This is a genomic window from Alterinioella sp. B-7 (assembly GCF_056857775.1).
This window is the reverse complement of the sequence record NZ_JBSXNT010000039.1, coordinates 195,001-209,618: the sequence shown is the minus strand read 5'-3', so window position 1 is coordinate 209,618 and position 14,618 is coordinate 195,001. Positions and strand designations below refer to the sequence as shown.

The window sequence follows — 14,618 nt, the reverse complement described above, 5'->3', positions numbered from 1 at the left end:
GTGTGCCCCCGATTTAAGAGGAGGTTTTCACATGAGATCGTTTGTTCGGGCATTGCTCTTGATGTCGGTGGCCCTGCCTGCGCAGGCCGATACCGCCTTTGTCGTCGGCACCGTCGACGGGATCGCCACCAACAGCTACGGCGCGCCGCGCTATGTCGGCACGGCGCTGCAACCGCTGGATCACGCGGGCTTCGAGGTGATCAGCGCCATCGACGCCGATACCGAGACCCTACGCGGGCTGGTCGGCGAATTGGTCGCCATGCAGGAAGAGGACCGCATGGTCATCATCCTGGCGGGCCGGTTCGTGCATTTCGAGGGGCTGACCTGGTTCCTCGGGCGCGAGGCCGGGGTGCAGGGGCTTGGCTCGGTCTCGGGCGCGGGCATCCCGGTGCAGTTGCTTCTGGATATTGCGGCGGCCTCGGAGGGCCGCGCGCTGGTGCTGTTGGGCCCCGAGGACCAGGGCCTGCCGATGGGGCCGGGGTTGAACGAGGGTCTTGGCAACCTGGAGGTGCCCGAGGGCGTGACGCTGGCCATCGGCCACCCCGCCGCCGTGGCCCGTTTCGCCACCCGCGAATTGCTGGTGCAGGGCCGACCCCTGCGCGCCGCCTTCGAGCGGGCACCGGGGTTGAGCGTGCAGGCGATCGACGCGCCCGATCAGCCTTTCATGCCCGCGCCCGTCGTGACACCCACCGTGCCGCCCGCCGACCAATCCTATTGGGAGGCGATGGTGGCACTGAACAATGTCTTCGCCTACCAGGCCTATCTGAACCGCTATCCTAACGGCTATTACGCCGCCGAGGCGCGGGCCCGCATCGCGGCGCTGCAACCGCCGCAGCCGCAATTGACCCCCGAGGAGGTGGAAGCCGCGCTTGGCCTCAACCGCACCCAGCGCCGCCAGATCCAGCGCGATCTTGCGGTTCTGAATTACTACAGCGCGGGGATTGACGGCATCTTTGGCCAGGGCACGCGCGGCGGCATCCGGGCCTGGCAGCGGGACAACAACCTGCAATCCACGGGCTACCTGGACGCGGCCCAGGTGCAGCGCCTGGCCGATCAGGGCGAGGTGCGCCGGGCCGAGCTCCAGGCCCAGGACCGCGCCTTTTGGCAGCAGACCGGCAGCGGCAATGACGAGGCGGGCCTGCGCGCCTATCTGAACCGCTATCCCAACGGAGAGTTCGCCGAGATTGCCCGCGAACGTATCGCCGCCATCGAGGAGGCGCGCGCCGAGCAGGCCGATATCGACTATTGGAACCAGACCGGGCGCGGCACCAACGAGGCGGGCTTGCGCGCCTACCTGCAACGCTATCCGCAGGGCCAGTTCGCGGGGCTCGCCCGCCAGCGGCTGGAGGACATCAATGCGCAGCAGGATCGCGATTACTGGAGCCAGACCGGGGCGAATGGCACCGAGGCGGGCCTGCGCGCCTATCTGCAAAGCTATCCGCAGGGCATCTTCAACCAGACCGCGCGCCAGCAGTTGAATGCGCTGGTCACGGCGGGCAATCACGGGCAGGCGTGGCAGCAGGCGCGCGCCGAAGACACGCTGGACGCCTATCGCGCCTTCATCAACACCTATCCGGACAGCCCGCATGTCCAGCGGGCCCGCGCGCGGATCAACGAGATCCAGGCCGATAACCAGGCCTGGCAGGCGGCCGTGAATGCGGGCACCGCGCAGGCCTATCGCGATTACCTGAACATCTACCCCGACGGCCGCCATGCCGACGACGCGCGGCAGCGATTGCAGACCGGGAACGCCGACGAACAGGCCTGGCGCACTGCGCGCGACCAGGACACCGTCGCGGCCTATCGCCAGTATCTGGACGATTTCAGCGAGGGCGCCCATGCCGCCGAGGCGCAGACCCGGATCGACGCGCTGACCGGCGGCCCCAGCGATCCGGCGATCGGGCAGATGTCGCAGGCGCAGCTTCAGCTTGCGGCCACCGGATTGCGCCGCGTGGGGTTGTTGCCGAATGGCAATGTGTCCGAGGCCGATATCGTCGCGTCGCTGCGCCGTTATCAGCGGTCGCGGGGCCTGGAGGAGACCGGCATGCTGGATCGGCAGACCATGGCGCTGTTGACCGTGGAGGCATTGGGCGGGAACAACTGACCCGCGCCCGATGCCGTTGCGCGCCAGGTTCGCGATTGTCCAACATTGCCTGCCCGTCCGGCGGAACGCGCTTTTCGATCCACCTCGGGTCTTGGGTCAGGCAGAAATGCGGATCGCCGCACCGCAAGAAAAGCGCCGCGGGGGGATGTCCCTCGCGGCGCTTTTTCGAGTCTGCTCTGGTGGCAGGTTCAGCCCTGGCGGGCCTTGAACCGGCGCTGCGTCTTGTTGATCACATAGACACGGCCCTTACGGCGCACGACGCGGCAATCGCGGTGACGCTGCTTGAGCGAACGGAGCGAGTTTCTGACCTTCATCGGTCCTCTCCTCTATCGCGGCGCGGCGATGCGCCTTGGGGTTATGCCCTTGGGACAAGGGCGGAAAATGGTGGGCGATACTGGGATCGAACCAGTGACCCCTTCGATGTCAACGAAGTGCTCTACCGCTGAGCTAATCACCCCCTAAATCGCGAAACTGGACAAACCGGACACCGGCCAGCCGCAGCATCGCCACGTTGGGTAGGGGGTCTATAAAAGGAGTCGGGCAGGTGTTCAAGGGCTTTTGAAGCGCGTCAGAATCGCGCAATATGACAGGCGATGACAGAGCGTTCCCCCTCCCGTCCGGCCTACCGGCTCGAGTTGCCCGACAGGCAGGCCGGACCGGTCATTGTGGCCTCGCCGCATTCGGGCCGGCACTACCCGTGGAGCTTTGCGCGCAGCACGATCCTGGACGAACGCAGCATCCGGTCCTCCGAGGATGCCTTTGTCGATATGCTGGTGGGCGAGGCCCCGGCGCTTGGCGCGCCCTTGCTGGCCGCCGAGTACCCGCGCGCCTATATCGACCTCAACCGCAGCAGCGACGAGCTGGACCCCGCCGTGATCGAGGGCGTGGCCCGCGTGCCGTCCAATCCGCGCGTGTCCTCCGGTTTGGGCGTGATCCCGCGCGTGGTGGCGAACGGGCGGCTGATCTATCGCGGCAAGCTGACGAGGCGCGAGGCCGAGGCGCGGCTGGACGCGGTCTGGCACCCCTATCACGATTGCCTGGAGCGGCTGATGACCGACACGCTGGCGGGGTTCGGCCAGGCGGTGCTGCTGGACATCCATTCGATGCCGCATGAGGCGCTGGAAAACGTTGCCCGCAGCCCCGGCACCCCGCGCCCCGACGTGGTGATCGGCGACCGCTTCGGGGCCTCGGCCGGGGCGATGACGGTCGACGCGCTGGAGGCGGCGTTTCAGGGCAGCGGCCTGGTGGTCAGCCGCAACACCCCCTTTGCCGGGGCCTATATCGCGCAGCATTACGGGCGGCCCTCACGCGGGGCCCATGCGATCCAGATCGAGATCGACCGGTCGCTATACATGGATGAGGCGACGATCCGCCCGAACGGGAATTTCCGCCATGTGAAGGCACTGATGACCGGGGTGTTGCGGCAGATGATCGGGGCCGACGATGGTGCGATGCCGCTGGCGGCGGAGTAGGTTGCGGGGGTCGGGAGCCTCCCCTTACGCCGGCATTCGCCGCCTACCGGGCAATGGGCGCAGGTATTTTGGGCAAAATGAAAGAAGGGGCGGGCGTTACAGCATTCTGCGTTTCATCTGATCCCGACTGCATCGAAAGGCGCGTTCGACCGCAGGGAGAGGCAGCGTCTATCGATTCAAGACAAACTCAAAGTGCTTGAACCTTGATGTGGGGTTAACGCAGAGAGCGGCCTTTGACGATCGCATCGGCACCGAATTTGCGCCGAATCTCGTCGCTGGCGCGTTCGGCCTTTATGCGGGCGGCCTCCTGCGGGTCGAGCAGGTTGCCGCTGCGGTCGGCGTGGTCCTCGGCCACCATATCCGATACGCCGACGCCGAGCAGGCGGTAGGGTTTTCCCTGCGGCACCTGGTCGAACATCGCCTTTGCTGCGCGGTAGATGCGGTCGGTCAGTTGGGTTGCGTCCTCCAGGCTGCGGCGGCGCGAGATCAGGGTGAAATCGGCCCGCTTGAGTTTCAGCACCACGACCCGGCCCGCGATGCGCTTGGCCTTGAGGCGGTCCGAGACCTTCTCGGCCAGCCGCCAGATATGGCCGTCCAGCAGATCGGGGTCGGAGGTGTCCTCGAAAAACGTGGTCTCTGATGAGAGGCTTTTCATCGGGGCATTGCGGCTGACCCGGCGGTGATCCTGCCCGCGCGCGAGGTGCCAGAGGCGATCCCCCATGGATCCGAAGCGCGCATGCAGATCCTGCCGGTCCCATCGCCTGAGATCGGCGAAGGTGCGGATGCCCGCCTTGTCCAGCGCCGCCTGCCCGACCGCGCCGATGCCCCAGATCAGGCCGACCGGCCTGGGATCGAGGAACTCCACCGTCTCGGCTGCGCCGATCACCGAGAACCCGCGCGGCTTGTCGAGATCCGAGGCGATCTTGGCCAGGAACTTGTTGTGGCTGAGGCCGATCGAGCCGGTGATCCCAAGCTCTGCCTGCATCCGGCGGGTAAGGCGGGCCAGCATCACGGCAGGCGGCACCCCGTGCAGTTTCTCGGTGCCGGTGAGGTCCATGAACGCCTCGTCCAGGGAGAGCGGCTCGATGGCTGGGGTCATCTCCTCCATCATCGCGCGGATCCGGCGCGAGGTCTCGACATACACCTCCATCCGGCCCCGCACCACCACCGCCTCGGGGCAGAGTTTCAGCGCCTGGAACATCGGCATCGCCGAGCGCACGCCTTTGATGCGCGCGATGTAGCAGGCCGTGGAGACCACGCCGCGCTTGCCGCCGCCGATGATCACCGGCTTGTCGCGCAACTCCGGGTTGTCGCGTTTCTCGACACTGGCATAGAAGGCGTCGCAATCCATATGCGCGATGGCGAGATCGAAGAGCTCCGCATGCGCCACGATGCGGGGCCGCCCGCAGGCGGGGCAGCGTCGTCCGGCATCGAACCGGGTCAGGCAATCGCGGCAAAGGGCGGGCATCGGGCAATCAAGGCTTGTGGCAGGGGCCGTTCGGGGCCAAAACTGATCTAGCACGTTTCATGGACCCATTGCATAGTCGCATAGATGAAAAACGAGGATAGCATCATGGATTTCGAAGCCATTCTGGATGGGCTGCTTGGCGGCAACATCGTGATACTCCTGCTGGCAGGCTTCATCCTGCTCTGCGTCTACCTTGGCATTCGCATCGTGCCGCAGAGCCAGAAATTCGTCGTCGAACGGTTCGGACGGCTGAAATCGGTGCTTGGGCCGGGGATCAACTTCATCGTGCCCTTCCTCGACCGGGTGGCGCACAAGATCTCGATCCTGGAGCGGCAATTGCCCAATGCCAGTCAGGACGCGATCACCAAGGACAACGTGCTGGTGCAGATCGACACATCCGTGTTCTACCGCATCCTGGAGCCTGAAAAGACCGTCTACCGGATCCGCGACGTGGATGCCGCGATCTCGACCACCGTTGCGGGGATCGTGCGCGCCGAGATCGGCAAGATGGACCTCGACGAGGTGCAATCGAACCGCGACCAGCTGATCGTGCAGATCAAGCGCAGCGTCGAACAGGCGGTGGATGACTGGGGAATCGAGGTGACGCGGGCCGAGTTGCTGGATGTGAACCTCGACCAGGCGACGCGGGATGCGATGTTGCAGCAGTTGAACGCGGAGCGCGCGCGGCGGGCGCATGTGACCGAGGCCGAGGGCCAGAAACGGGCCGTCGAACTGGCCGCCGACGCGCAGCTCTACGCCGCCGAGAAGACCGCCGAGGCGCGCAAGATCCAGGCCGATGCCGAGGCCTATGCCACCCGCGCCGTTGCCGCCGCCATCGCCGAGAACGGGCTGGAAGCGGCGCAATACCAGATCGCGCTGAAACAGGTCGAATCGATTGCCCTGATGGGGCAGAGCGCCGGCACCCAGACCATCGTGGTGCCCGCCGATGCCGCCGATGCCTTCGGCAAGGCGTTCCAGATGCTGAAAGGACGGGGCTGATGCTGTCGGAATGGTGGTTCTGGGCCGCAGCCGCGATCGTGCTGGCCATCGGTGAGGTCTTGATGCCGGCCTATGTGCTGCTCGGCTTCGCCATCGGGGCGGCGGCGGTGGCGCTGGTCCTGATCATCGGCGGGCCGCTGGCGGCGCTGCTGGTCGGATCCGTGCCCGCGATGATCCTGGGCTACGCGGTACTGTCGCTGATTGCCTGGCTGGCGCTGCGCAAGGTTCTGGGCGTGCGCCGGGGCCAGGTGAAAACCTTCGACAGCGACATCAACGAGAACTGACGCGGCCCCAACTCGGGACAATTCGACTAAAATTGTCTTTCATTTTGCCAGAAATACCTCGGGGGTGTGGGGGCTGGCCCCCACTTGCGCTGCGCTCAGAGCCCCGCGATCTCGTCCAGGATGGTCCGCGCCGCCGCGGCCGGGTCCGCGGCCCGTATCACGGGGCGCGCCACAACGATGTGATCGGCCCCGTCGGCGATTGCCCGGGCCGGGGTCGCGATCCGCTTCTGGTCGCCCAGGTCGCTGCCCGCCGGACGCACGCCGGGGGTGACGATCAACCGGCCTTGGGCTTCGGGCAGGGCGCGGATGCGGGCGGCCTCCTGCGGCGAAGCGATGATGCCGTCGGCCCCGGCTTCAAACGCCCGGCCCGCGCGCTCGACCACCAGGTCGGCCATATCGCCGTCGCGGATCAGGCAAGCGTCCAGGTCGGCCCGGTCCAGCGAGGTCAGGATGGTCACGCCGAGGATCTTGAGGCCGGTTCCCGCGGCACCTTGCTTGGCGGCGCGCACCACATGCGGGTCGCCATGCACGGTCAGGAAATCGAGGTCGAACTGCGTCAGGCCCCGCACCGCCGCCTCGACCGTGGCGCTGATATCGAACAGCTTCATATCCAGGAAGATGCGCTTGCCATGCTCCTGCTTCAGCTCATTGGCCAGCGCGAGGCCGCCGCCGGTCAGCATGCCGAGCCCGATCTTGTAGAACCCCACGGTATCGCCGAGACGCTCCGCCATCTCCAGCCCCGCCATGGCGTTGGGCAGGTCGAGCCCCACGATCAGCCGGTCATCGCTCATGCCATTCTCCCCCGTTTTCCGCACTCCTCGCGTGATTAGTCGCGGGCGGCGTGGCTGTCCATCCACCAGACAGACTTCGGCCCGGATGCGCGGGAGGGACAAACCGCGGATCCGGGCCGGGAACCCAAGCAGGACGGAGGGGCAGGGGTCCGCCTGGGTGTTCTTAGGTGGCGCGGCCCCCGGGGAAAGAAGCGGGGGAGGGACAACCCCGGCCTCAAAAGGGCCGCGCCTTGGGGAACTCTATTTCCTTGCGCGCCTGGCCTCGTTGCTGAGGCCCACGCTGATTTCGGGGAAGGAGGCGTCGCGCGGCCCGTGCCAGGCACAGGTGATGGCGCGGTGGTGCGAGCCGTGGTGCAGGATGGCATCCGCCCGGAAACAGGCGTGCTGCGCGTCATAGGCGACATGGGTCAGGTCGATACGCATTGTCTCCGGCTCCTTCGTGGTTTCAATCGTCTGATACCTGTAAGACGCGCGGGCGCGGCAAAAGGTTTCAAAGTTTTTTCAGAAATCGTCAGGGACGCGCGAAATATGCCTGCCGGACCAGTTGCAAACCGGCCCTGTGCCTTCGCCGGCGCCTGAAACCCGGACCGCCCTGGCGCGAATATGGTGCCTCTCCCCCCAGTTTCGCAGGACTGCGGAACAAAGGCCACCGGCAAGGGGTTTGGTCTCGAGACCCTTTGCCGAAAGGAGACCGAAGCCATGCCTGCCCGCGAAACCAGCCATGACCCCGAATATGTCCGCCGCGACCCCCTCTCCGGTGAGGCCGCGACCCCGCCGAACAGGGCGGTGACGGATGACCCGACCCACGGCGTCGACCCCGGCGCACACCCGCCCCAATCCGAGGAAGAGCGGCTGATGACCCAGCAGCGCCGCGCGTTCCGTCCGGGGGCATTGTGGGGCGGTGTCCTGGTCATCGCCCTGATCTTGCTGATCTGGGTGCTTGTCTGACGCGGCTCTTCGCGCGGGTTGTACTCTTGCGAACGCGTGCCCTGCTCCCCATCTATCTGACAAGGCCCGAACCTTGCCGCGCGCCGCTTTGACGGGCGGGCAGATCCCGGGCGCTTGTGAAAAGGAGAGAGCACATGAACTTGGAGAAGTTCACCGACCGCGCACGCGGTTTTCTTCAGGCGGCGCAGACCATTGCCCAGCGTGAAGACCACCAGAAACTGGTTCCCGAACATCTGCTGAAGGCGCTGCTTGACGACGATCAGGGCATGGCCGCCAACCTCATCACCCGCGCGGGCGGGGATGTGGCGCGCGTGGCTGAAAGCGCCAACCTGGCGCTGTCGAAACTGCCCAAGGTGACCGGCGACGGTGGCGGGCAGCTTTACATGGACAGCCAAACCGCCAAGGTCATGGGCGAGGCCGAGAAGCTGGCCGAGAAGGCCGGTGACAGTTTCGTCGCCGTCGAACGGCTGCTGACCGCGCTGGCGATGGTCAAGTCCAAGGCGCGCGAGGCGCTGGAGGCCGGAGGCGTCAACGCGCAGGTGCTGAATGCCGCGATCAACGATATCCGGCAGGGGCGCACGGCGGATTCCGCCAGTGCCGAGGACAACTATGAGGCCCTCAAGAAATACGCCCGCGACCTGACAGCGGCTGCGCGCGAGGGCAAGATCGACCCCATTATCGGCCGTGACGAGGAAATTCGTCGGGCGATGCAGGTGCTTTCCCGCCGGACCAAGAACAACCCGGTCCTGATCGGTGAGGCGGGCGTGGGCAAGACCGCGATCGCGGAGGGCCTTGCCATGCGCATCGTCGATGGCGATGTGCCCGAAAGCCTGCGCAACAAGACGCTGATGTCGCTGGATATGGGCGCGCTGATTGCGGGCGCGAAATATCGTGGTGAATTCGAGGAGCGGCTGAAGGCCGTCCTTAATGAAATCTCGGCGGCAGCCGGTGAGATCATCCTCTTCATCGACGAGATGCACACGCTGGTGGGCGCGGGTAAATCGGATGGCGCGATGGATGCGGCCAACCTGATCAAACCGGCATTGGCGCGGGGCGAGTTGCACTGCGTCGGGGCGACCACGCTGAATGAGTACCGCAAATATGTCGAGAAGGACGCGGCCCTTGCCCGCCGGTTCCAGCCGCTTCTGGTCGAAGAGCCGACGGTGGCCGACACGATCAGCATCCTGCGCGGGATCAAGGAGAAGTACGAGTTGCACCACGGGGTGCGGATCAGCGACGCCGCGCTTGTGGCCGCCGCGCAATTGTCCGAACGCTACATCACCGACCGCTTCCTGCCCGACAAGGCCATCGACCTGATGGACGAGGCGGCCAGCCGGTTGCGGATGGAGGTCGATAGCAAGCCCGAGGAGCTGGACGCGCTGGACCGTGACATCCTGCAAAAGCAGATCGAGGCCGAGGCGTTGAAGAAAGAGGATGACGCGGCCTCCAAGGATCGGCTGGTCAAGCTGGAGAAGGACCTGGCCGAGTTGCAGGAGCGCTCGTCCGAGATGACGGCGCAATGGCAGTCGGAACGCGACAAGCTGGAAAGCGCGCGCAACCTCAAGGAACGGCTGGACCATGCGCGGGCCGAGTTGGACCAGGCCAAGCGGGCGGGCGATCTGGCCAAGGCGGGCGAGCTGTCTTACGGCGTCATTCCGCAGCTTGAGAAGCAGTTGGCGGAAGCCGAGGATCATGACGACGATGTCATGGTCGAGGAAGCCGTGCGGCCCGAGCAGATCGCCAGCGTCGTCGAGCGCTGGACCGGCATCCCGACCTCCAAGATGCTGGAGGGCGAGCGCGACAAGCTGCTGCGCATGGAGGCCGAGCTTGGCAAGCGCGTGATTGGTCAGCGCACGGCGGTCAAGGCCGTCTCGGACGCCGTGCGCCGCGCGCGGGCGGGTCTGCATGACGAGAACCGGCCGCTGGGCTCGTTCCTGATGCTTGGCCCCACGGGTGTCGGCAAGACGGAGCTGACCAAGGCGCTGGCCGCCTATCTCTTCGACGACGAACACGCGATGGTGCGGGTCGACATGAGCGAATTCATGGAGAAACACGCCGTTGCCCGCCTGATCGGCGCGCCTCCGGGCTATGTCGGCTATGACGAGGGCGGCGTGCTGACCGAGGCCGTGCGGCGCAGGCCCTATCAGGTCGTGCTGTTCGACGAGGTCGAGAAGGCGCATCCGGATGTGTTCAACGTGCTGTTGCAGGTGCTGGACGATGGCGTGCTGACCGATGGTCAGGGCCGCACGGTCGATTTCAAGCAGACGCTGATCGTGCTGACCTCGAACCTGGGCGCGCAGGCGCTGAGCCAACTGCCGGAAGGGGCGGATGCCAGCGACGCCAAGCGCGACGTGATGGACGCGGTGCGGGCGCATTTCCGGCCCGAGTTCCTCAACCGACTGGACGAGACCATCATCTTCGACCGGCTCAGCCGCGATGACATGGATGGGATTGTCGAGATCCAGCTTGGCCATCTGCGCCGCCGTCTGGCGGATCGCAAGATCACGCTGGAGCTGGATGAGGGCGCGATCAAGTGGCTGGCCGATGAGGGCTATGACCCGGTCTTCGGCGCAAGGCCCCTCAAGCGGGTGATCCAACGCGCGTTGCAGAACCCGCTGGCCGAGATGCTTTTGGCGGCTGAGGTCAAGGATTGCGAGACCGTGCCGGTGAGCGCCGGAACCGACGGGCTGATCGTGGGCGACCGCGTCAGTTCCTCGAACCGGCAACCGCCCGAGGAAGCCGTGGTTCACTGAAGAATGAAACGCCCCCGATGATCTCGGGGGCGTTTTGCTATCTGCCGGGCGGCGGAACCCCGATCAGGGTTTGTATGACCCCGTTCATGGAGCAGCATCATCGGGATGTCGGTGGGCCGGGCTGATCGTGCTTCGCGATGGCCGATTGCGCGATGCGCCGCCAGCGGGCAAGCTGGCCGGGCACCGCGAGGGGGGACGCAGGCCGATGATGAACGCATTTCTGGAGATTCTGGCGCAGGCTTTCGTCTTCATCCTCGGGCTGGTCGCGCTGATCATCGTGGTGCTGGCGATCATCGACCGGGTGCAGACGGGCGACGCGATCCGGCGCAACTACCCCGTCATCGGGCGGTTCCGGCACATCTTTACCGCGCTGGGCGAGTTCTTCCGGCAGTATTTCTTCGCCATGGACCGCGAGGAATTGCCCTTCAACCGGGCGCAGCGCGACTGGGTCAAGCATACCGCCGATGGCGGGTCGAACACGCTGGCCTTCGGCTCCACCCGCAACCTGGAGATCCCCGGCACGCCGATCTTCGTCAATTCGCCCTTCCCGCCGCTGGACGATCAATATGCCTCGACCGAGCCGATGGAGATCGGCCCCTATGCGCGCCACCCTTACATGGCCCCGTCCTTCTTCAACATCTCGGGCATGAGCTATGGCGCGATTTCCAAGCCTGCCGTGCGCGCCCTGAGCCGGGGGGCGAAGGCGGCCAATATCTGGCTGAACACCGGCGAGGGGGCGCTGTCGCCGTTCCACCTCGAGGGCGGCTGCGACATCGTCTTTCAGATCGGCACCGCGAAATACGGCGTGCGCAACCCTGACGGCACGCTGAACGACGACCGGCTGCGCAAGATCGCGGCGCATGTAACCGTGCGCATGTTCGAGATCAAGCTGGCGCAGGGCGCGAAACCCGGCAAGGGCGGCATCCTGCCCGGCGAGAAGGTCAATGCCGAGATCGCCGAGATCCGCGGCATCCCGATCGGCCAGGACAGCCTGTCGCCCAACCGCCACCCCGAGATCGAGACCCACGCCGACCTCTTGGACATGATCGCCCATATCCGCGAGGTCACCGGCAAGCCCGTCGGCATCAAGACCGTCGCGGGCGGGCGCGAACCGTTCGAGGAACTCTTTGCCCTGATCAACGAGCGCGGCCCCGAAAGCGCGCCGGACTTCATCACGCTGGATGGCGGCGAGGGCGGCACCGGGGCGTCACCCATGCCGCTGATGGATCTTGTCGGCATGTCGATCCGGGAGAGCCTCTTGATGGTGTCGGACCTGCGCGACACCGCCGGATTGAAGGATCGTATCCGGCTGGTGGCCTCCGGCAAGCTGATGAATCCCGGCGATGTGGCCTGGGCGCTGGCGGCGGGCGCGGATTTCGTGACTTCGGCGCGCGGCTTCATGTTCGCGCTGGGCTGCATCCAGGCGCTCAAATGCAACAAGAACACCTGCCCCACCGGCATCACCACGCATGATGCGCGATTGCAAAAGGGGCTGGTGGTGGAACGCAAGGAGACCCGCGTCACCCTCTATGCCAAGGGCATCATCAAGGAGGTGGAGACCATCGCCCATTCGGTGGGCGTGACCGAGCCGCGCCTCTTGCGCCGCCGCCATGTGCGTCTTGTGCAGCCCGACGGGTCGTCGACCCCCATGCATATCGTCTTTCCGCGCAGTAACGCCGATTCAACAATGCCGTGAGGGGACGTGCTTTGCCTTTGCGAACACCCATGTCTTTGGCAGGGTGCCCGCAACGCAAAGGAGAAATGCCATGGCTTATCGTTACCGCTCGCCGCTGACGCGCGCCGACGTGACCCCGAAACACATGTATATGAACCGCCGCCAGTTGATGGCCGGCAGCACCGCGATGCTGGGGGCCGGCCTGATCGGCGGGCGCGCAGCCGCGCAGGAGGCGCTGGAGCCCAATTCGCTGGAAGAGATCACGACCTACAACAATTTCTACGAATTCGGCACCGGCAAGACCGACCCCGCCTCATATGCCCATATGCTGACGACCGAGCCCTGGTCGATCGAGATCGACGGCATGGTCGACAATCCCGGCACCTGGTCGATGGCCGATGTCATGGAGGGCATGACGGTCGAGGAACGCATCTACCGCCTGCGCTGTGTCGAGGCGTGGTCGATGGTGGTGCCGTGGAACGGGTTCGAGCTGGCCGACCTTCTTACCCGCGTCGGCGTGCAGGAGGGCGCGCGATACGTGGCCTTCGAAACGCTGATGCGCCCCGAGGAAATGCCGGGCCAGCAACGCGCCATCCTGGACTGGCCCTACCGCGAGGGGCTGCGCCTGGACGAGGCGATGCACCCGCTGACCCTGTTGGCGACGGGGCTTTACGGTGATCCGCTGCCCAACCAGAACGGCGCGCCGATCCGGCTGGTGGTGCCGTGGAAATACGGCTTCAAGTCGATCAAGTCGATCGTCCGCATCAGCCTTGTCGAGGAGATGCCCGAAGCGACCTGGAACATGCAGAACCCGCGCGAATACGGATTCTATTCCAACGTGAACCCCAATGTGGATCACCCGCGCTGGTCCCAGGCCACCGAGCGGCGCATCGGCGGCGGCCTGTTCTCGGGGCGCGAACCGACGCTGATGTTCAACGGCTACGAGGATGAGGTCGCCAGCCTCTACGAAGGCATGGACCTGTCGGTATATTACTGATGGCCACCACGCCGACCATCAAGATGACCACCGCCCTGACCTGCCCGACATGCGGGCAGGTCACGCCGGAAACCATGCCCGCCGATTGCTGCGTCTGGTTTCACGAATGCACCGGCTGCGGCGCGATCCTGCGCCCCGAAGAGGGCGATTGCTGCGTGTTCTGTTCCTTCGGGACCGTCCCTTGCCCGCCGGTACAGGCCGGAACCCCCTGCTGTTGAGGCCACAATGATCGACACCCTGAACACCACCCTGCGCAAGCTGCCGGAATGGCCGCTCTATATCATCGGCTTCCTGCCGGCGGTCTGGCTTCTCTGGCTGGGTGTGAATGGCGGGCTGGGGGTGGAGCCGATCAAGGAGCTGGAGCAACAGCTTGGCATCCTGGCGCTACAGTTTCTCATCGCCTCGCTCTGCGTCACGCCCCTGCGCCGCTATGCCGGGATCAACCTGCTGAAGTTCCGCCGTGCCTTCGGGCTGCTCGGCTTCGGCTATATCTGCCTGCACCTTCTGACCTGGCTGGCGCTGGATATGGTCTTCCTCTGGAGCCAGATCGTCGAGGACATCACCGAGCGTCCCTATATCATGGTGGGCATGGCCGCGTTCCTGTTGCTGGTGCCGCTGGCGCTGACCTCGACCAAGGGCTGGATCCGGCGCCTGGGGCCGCGCTGGCAGAAGCTGCATCGGCTGGTCTACCTGGCGGTTCCATTGGGGGCGGTGCATTTCATGATGCAGGAGCGGGTCTGGACAGCGCAGTTGATCACCTACCTGGTCCTGGCCTTCGGAATCGTCGGGATTCGGATGATCTGGATTCGGCGGCGCCGAGTCGCCCGGTGACTCGGCGCCTGAATCGGCGCGATTGAGGGGCCAAATCACCCTCACTTGTGGATAGGTGTGTGGATAACCCCAAATATTGATTGGTGAGTCCCCCGCGAGTCGCCCCCGAGTCGCCTGCAAGGGGCTGCGCAACACGAAAACTTTGCCGGATGGTCAAAAAAATCCCCCCATAACACACTGAAAACAAACGATAACCAAAAGAGTTCGCAAAAAATCGCATCTTTCTTCAAAAAACCCCTTGCGGGTCACCGGCCCTATCCGTAAACACCCCCTCACCGGCGGCGCAGAGATGCACC

General features: G+C 65.4%; 14 protein-coding genes and 1 tRNA gene. 10 read left to right on the top strand and 5 right to left on the bottom strand.

The window, feature by feature from the left end:
• Positions 1-31: 31 nt before the first annotated feature.
• Positions 32-2,104 carry a peptidoglycan-binding protein gene (locus AC13C7_RS15965; protein WP_482868059.1) on the top strand — a complete coding sequence of 691 codons (2,073 nt, stop codon included), beginning with the start codon at positions 32-34 and terminating at the stop codon, positions 2,102-2,104.
• 188 nt (positions 2,105-2,292) lie between these two features.
• On the opposite strand, the gene ykgO is transcribed toward AC13C7_RS15965, so the two are convergent.
• Together ykgO and AC13C7_RS15955 are read right to left on the bottom strand one after the other, a co-directional pair.
• Positions 2,293-2,418: a type B 50S ribosomal protein L36 gene (ykgO, locus tag AC13C7_RS15960; RefSeq protein ID WP_010141322.1), complete on the bottom strand. Its 126-nt coding sequence runs from the start codon at positions 2,416-2,418 to the stop codon at positions 2,293-2,295.
• A gap of 68 nt (positions 2,419-2,486) precedes the next feature.
• Positions 2,487-2,561: transfer RNA gene (locus AC13C7_RS15955), tRNA-Val, on the bottom strand.
• 136 nt (positions 2,562-2,697) lie between these two features.
• Between AC13C7_RS15955 and AC13C7_RS15950 the strand changes: the two genes are divergently transcribed.
• The gene (locus AC13C7_RS15950) at positions 2,698-3,576 is read left to right on the top strand and encodes an N-formylglutamate amidohydrolase (protein ID WP_482868058.1); all 879 of its coding nucleotides are present in this window, start codon (positions 2,698-2,700) and stop codon (positions 3,574-3,576) included.
• A gap of 214 nt (positions 3,577-3,790) precedes the next feature.
• On the opposite strand, the gene AC13C7_RS15945 is transcribed toward AC13C7_RS15950, so the two are convergent.
• Entirely contained in the window at positions 3,791-5,044 is a 1,254-nt protein-coding gene (locus tag AC13C7_RS15945; RefSeq protein WP_446119898.1) for a DNA polymerase IV, read from the bottom strand.
• A gap of 105 nt (positions 5,045-5,149) precedes the next feature.
• Here AC13C7_RS15945 and AC13C7_RS15940 point away from each other — a divergent pair, with 105 nt between their 5' ends.
• Entirely contained in the window at positions 5,150-6,043 is an 894-nt protein-coding gene (locus AC13C7_RS15940) for an SPFH domain-containing protein (protein ID WP_446119915.1), read from the top strand.
• A complete protein-coding gene (locus AC13C7_RS15935) occupies positions 6,043-6,327 on the top strand; it encodes an NfeD family protein (protein WP_172318723.1) in 285 nt (94 codons plus the stop codon). The genes AC13C7_RS15940 and AC13C7_RS15935 overlap by 1 nt, the downstream gene beginning before the upstream one ends.
• A gap of 95 nt (positions 6,328-6,422) precedes the next feature.
• Here the strand turns inward: AC13C7_RS15935 and pyrF are convergent, their stop codons facing one another.
• Positions 6,423-7,118, bottom strand: coding sequence for an orotidine-5'-phosphate decarboxylase (gene pyrF / locus AC13C7_RS15930; protein WP_482868057.1), 696 nt, complete (start codon positions 7,116-7,118; stop codon positions 6,423-6,425).
• Between the two features lie 240 nt (positions 7,119-7,358).
• Positions 7,359-7,541: a hypothetical protein gene (locus tag AC13C7_RS15925; protein WP_172318727.1), complete on the bottom strand. Its 183-nt coding sequence runs from the start codon at positions 7,539-7,541 to the stop codon at positions 7,359-7,361.
• Positions 7,542-7,817: 276 nt separating this feature from the next.
• Here AC13C7_RS15925 and AC13C7_RS15920 point away from each other — a divergent pair, with 276 nt between their 5' ends.
• From AC13C7_RS15920 to msrQ, 6 genes are all read left to right on the top strand, one after another.
• Positions 7,818-8,066, top strand: coding sequence for a hypothetical protein (locus tag AC13C7_RS15920; protein WP_172318729.1), 249 nt, complete (start codon positions 7,818-7,820; stop codon positions 8,064-8,066).
• A gap of 134 nt (positions 8,067-8,200) precedes the next feature.
• Positions 8,201-10,819, top strand: a complete 2,619-nt coding sequence (gene clpB / locus AC13C7_RS15915) for an ATP-dependent chaperone ClpB (protein ID WP_172318731.1) — start codon at positions 8,201-8,203, stop codon at positions 10,817-10,819.
• 208 nt (positions 10,820-11,027) lie between these two features.
• On the top strand, positions 11,028-12,515 hold the full coding sequence (locus AC13C7_RS15910; protein ID WP_172318907.1) for an FMN-binding glutamate synthase family protein: 1,488 nt from the start codon (positions 11,028-11,030) through the stop codon (positions 12,513-12,515).
• Between the two features lie 70 nt (positions 12,516-12,585).
• A complete protein-coding gene (msrP, locus tag AC13C7_RS15905; protein ID WP_172318733.1) occupies positions 12,586-13,491 on the top strand; it encodes a protein-methionine-sulfoxide reductase catalytic subunit MsrP in 906 nt (301 codons plus the stop codon).
• A complete protein-coding gene (locus AC13C7_RS15900) occupies positions 13,491-13,709 on the top strand; it encodes a GDCCVxC domain-containing (seleno)protein (protein WP_172318735.1) in 219 nt (72 codons plus the stop codon). Before msrP ends, AC13C7_RS15900 begins: the two co-directional genes overlap by 1 nt.
• A gap of 7 nt (positions 13,710-13,716) precedes the next feature.
• Positions 13,717-14,322 carry a protein-methionine-sulfoxide reductase heme-binding subunit MsrQ gene (msrQ, locus tag AC13C7_RS15895; protein ID WP_172318737.1) on the top strand — a complete coding sequence of 202 codons (606 nt, stop codon included), beginning with the start codon at positions 13,717-13,719 and terminating at the stop codon, positions 14,320-14,322.
• Positions 14,323-14,618: the final 296 nt, after the last annotated feature.

Coding starts and splice junctions, on each gene's coding strand:
- AC13C7_RS15965 (WP_482868059.1), top strand. CDS start 32: ATGAGATCGTTTGTTCGGGCATTGCTCTTGATGTCGGTGGCCCTGCCT.
- ykgO (WP_010141322.1), bottom strand. CDS start 2,418: ATGAAGGTCAGAAACTCGCTCCGTTCGCTCAAGCAGCGTCACCGCGAT.
- AC13C7_RS15950 (WP_482868058.1), top strand. CDS start 2,698: ATGACAGAGCGTTCCCCCTCCCGTCCGGCCTACCGGCTCGAGTTGCCC.
- AC13C7_RS15945 (WP_446119898.1), bottom strand. CDS start 5,044: ATGCCCGCCCTTTGCCGCGATTGCCTGACCCGGTTCGATGCCGGACGA.
- AC13C7_RS15940 (WP_446119915.1), top strand. CDS start 5,150: ATGGATTTCGAAGCCATTCTGGATGGGCTGCTTGGCGGCAACATCGTG.
- AC13C7_RS15935 (WP_172318723.1), top strand. CDS start 6,043: ATGCTGTCGGAATGGTGGTTCTGGGCCGCAGCCGCGATCGTGCTGGCC.
- pyrF (WP_482868057.1), bottom strand. CDS start 7,118: ATGAGCGATGACCGGCTGATCGTGGGGCTCGACCTGCCCAACGCCATG.
- AC13C7_RS15925 (WP_172318727.1), bottom strand. CDS start 7,541: ATGCGTATCGACCTGACCCATGTCGCCTATGACGCGCAGCACGCCTGT.
- AC13C7_RS15920 (WP_172318729.1), top strand. CDS start 7,818: ATGCCTGCCCGCGAAACCAGCCATGACCCCGAATATGTCCGCCGCGAC.
- clpB (WP_172318731.1), top strand. CDS start 8,201: ATGAACTTGGAGAAGTTCACCGACCGCGCACGCGGTTTTCTTCAGGCG.
- AC13C7_RS15910 (WP_172318907.1), top strand. CDS start 11,028: ATGAACGCATTTCTGGAGATTCTGGCGCAGGCTTTCGTCTTCATCCTC.
- msrP (WP_172318733.1), top strand. CDS start 12,586: ATGGCTTATCGTTACCGCTCGCCGCTGACGCGCGCCGACGTGACCCCG.
- AC13C7_RS15900 (WP_172318735.1), top strand. CDS start 13,491: ATGGCCACCACGCCGACCATCAAGATGACCACCGCCCTGACCTGCCCG.
- msrQ (WP_172318737.1), top strand. CDS start 13,717: ATGATCGACACCCTGAACACCACCCTGCGCAAGCTGCCGGAATGGCCG.